The sequence below is a fragment of the Microbacterium sp. Leaf351 genome (assembly GCF_001423825.1).
Taxonomy (GTDB): domain Bacteria; phylum Actinomycetota; class Actinomycetes; order Actinomycetales; family Microbacteriaceae; genus Microbacterium; species Microbacterium ginsengisoli.
Genome location: NZ_LMPK01000033.1, coordinates 64,685 through 67,010 on the forward strand (window position 1 = coordinate 64,685; position 2,326 = coordinate 67,010).

The following is a 2,326-nucleotide window of genomic DNA, read 5'->3' on the forward strand; positions in this document are numbered from 1 at the left end:
GTGCCTCGACGCGGCATATCGCTCGCTGCGGGGCGTGAGCTCGGTCGTCTCCGGTTACACCGGCGGGCGGCGGCCCCATCCGACGTATGAGCAGGTGTGCACGGGAGCCACGGGACACGCCGAGGCTGTGGCCGTCACGTTCGAACCCGATGTGGTGCCCGCCGACGTGATCCTGGATGCGTTCTTCACGATGCACGACCCTCGTCAGCTCAATCGGCAGGGCAACGACATCGGCACGCAGTATCGCAGCGCGATGTTCCCCGCCGACGACGCGCAGCGCGAGCTGTTCGAAGCGGCTCGTGATCGGGCGTCGGAGTGGTGGGACGGCGGGATCGTCACGACGATCGAGCCGCTCGGGGAGTTCTACCCCGCGGAGGACTACCACCAGGACTTCTTCGCGAAGAACCCGACGCAGGGCTACTGCCTGGCGGTCGCCGTTCCGAAGGTGAACAAGGTACGCGCGCGCTTCGCGGAGTACGTCGAGGCCTGAACGCGGCTTCCTCCCCAGCGCACACAACGGGCGCGGTTCCCCCTGGCCTCGGGGTCAGGCGGATGCCGCGCCCGTCCCCGTATGAGGCTGGTCCCGGTCGCGACGTCCGGCGGGCACCCGGGCGTCGCGACCGGTGCGGGGACGGTCTCCGCACCGGGAAGGAGCACCTCATGTCTGAGCACATCACCGTCATCGGAAACGTGGCCGGCATCCCCGAACGCCGTACGGTCGCCGATGGCCTCACTGTCACCACGCTGCGGGTGGCGGCAACCGATCGGCGCTACGACCGACAGCGGCAGGCGTGGATCGACGGCGACACGAACTGGTACACGGTGTCGGCGTTCCGCGCGCTGGGAGATCATGCCCACGGGTCGCTGCAGAAGGGTGACCGCGTCATCGTCCACGGACGGCTGCGCCTGCGGGAATGGGACAATGGCACGCGAAAGGGCGTGTCACCGGAGATCGAAGCCGATGCGATCGGCCACGACCTGCGCTGGGGTACGACCAGTTTCGTGCGCGACCATGTCGCCGCGGTCGTCGAGGGCGCGCCGGATGACTCCGAGTCCTCCTGGGCCCTGCCGGGCGACGAGAGCGCCGGGGCTCCGAGCCGAGAGCCTGTCGGCGACAACGTCGCGACGCCGTTCTGAGTTCGGCCCCGGTTAGACTCCCGCTGTGACCCGGTTCCGCTCCTCCGTGCAACTGATCGCCGCCGGTTGCGCGGCGGGGGCGCTCGCTCTTCTCGCGGGGTGCACCTCCACACCGGCTCCATCTCCGACTCCGTCCGTCGCGGTGTCGTCGGCTACGCCGACGTCCACCCCGACGGCATCGGGACCAGTGGCGTTCGTCCCGGGAGGCACGGCTCAGCAGAACCTGCCGATCTTCGCCCAGACGGTGGCGAGCGTATGGAGCGGTCCGGATCAGGTTCACGGCAGGGCTTACATCGACGCGTTGGTCGCCGACGGCTTCTCGAAGGCCGACATGCAGGTCACGAACGATGAGACCACGATCGGACGCGCAGTCGAGAGCCTTCAGTTCTCCGTTCGTCTCGGCGACGAATGTCTGATCGGACAGGTGGGCCCGACCATCGCGAGTCCGGTGACAGAGGTCGCCCCGGGCCTCGTTTCCGGCGGCTGCCTGATCGGACAGACCCGTCCGATCAACTGGTAGCCCGTCAGCACCGTCCGACGCGGCGACTCTCGCCCCCGTAGACTGGGGCGGCTATGGCTGAATACATCTACCAGATGGTCCGCGCCCGCAAGGCCGTCGGCGAGAAGCTCATCCTCGACGACGTCACGATGGCGTTCCTCCCCGGCGCGAAGATCGGCATGGTCGGTCCCAACGGTGCCGGCAAGTCGACGATCCTCAAGATCATGGCCGGTCTCGACCACCCCTCGAACGGCGACGCGAAGCTCAGCCCCGGGTTCACCGTCGGCATCCTCATGCAGGAGCCCGAGCTCGACGAGAGCAAGACGGTGCTCGAGAACATCCAGGACGGCATCGCCATCAAGGCGAAGCTCGACCGCTTCAACGAGATCTCCGGCCTCATGGCAGACCCCGACGCCGACTTCGACGCTCTGCTCGCCGAGATGGGCGTCCTGCAGGAGGAGATCGACGCGGCCGACGCGTGGGACCTCGACTCGCAGCTCGAGCAGGCGATGGATGCATTGCGCACCCCGCCCGGAGATGCGGCGATCGCTCCTCTCTCGGGCGGTGAGAAGCGACGCGTCGCGCTGACGAAGCTGCTACTGCAGAAGCCCGACCTGCTCCTGCTCGATGAGCCCACCAACCACCTCGACGCCGAGAGCGTGCTCTGGCTCGAGCAGCACCTGCAGAAGT

4 protein-coding genes are annotated in these 2,326 nt (G+C 68.0%); all 4 read left to right on the forward strand.

The features are described from left to right. Positions 1–490, forward strand: a 490-nt coding sequence (gene msrA, locus ASG00_RS08625; protein WP_056208604.1) for a peptide-methionine (S)-S-oxide reductase MsrA, incomplete at its 5' end; no start/stop codon positions are given. A 170-nt stretch (positions 491–660) separates the two neighbouring features. Next, positions 661–1,137 carry a single-stranded DNA-binding protein gene (gene ssb / locus ASG00_RS08630; RefSeq protein WP_056208607.1) on the forward strand — a complete coding sequence of 159 codons (477 nt, stop codon included), beginning with the start codon at positions 661–663 and terminating at the stop codon, positions 1,135–1,137. Between the two features lie 25 nt (positions 1,138–1,162). Beyond that, entirely contained in the window at positions 1,163–1,657 is a 495-nt protein-coding gene (locus tag ASG00_RS15810; RefSeq protein WP_200930897.1) for a DUF6993 domain-containing protein, read from the forward strand. 53 nt (positions 1,658–1,710) lie between these two features. Next, on the forward strand, positions 1,711–2,326 hold a 616-nt coding region (locus tag ASG00_RS17825; protein ID WP_442922628.1), incomplete at its 3' end, for an ATP-binding cassette domain-containing protein.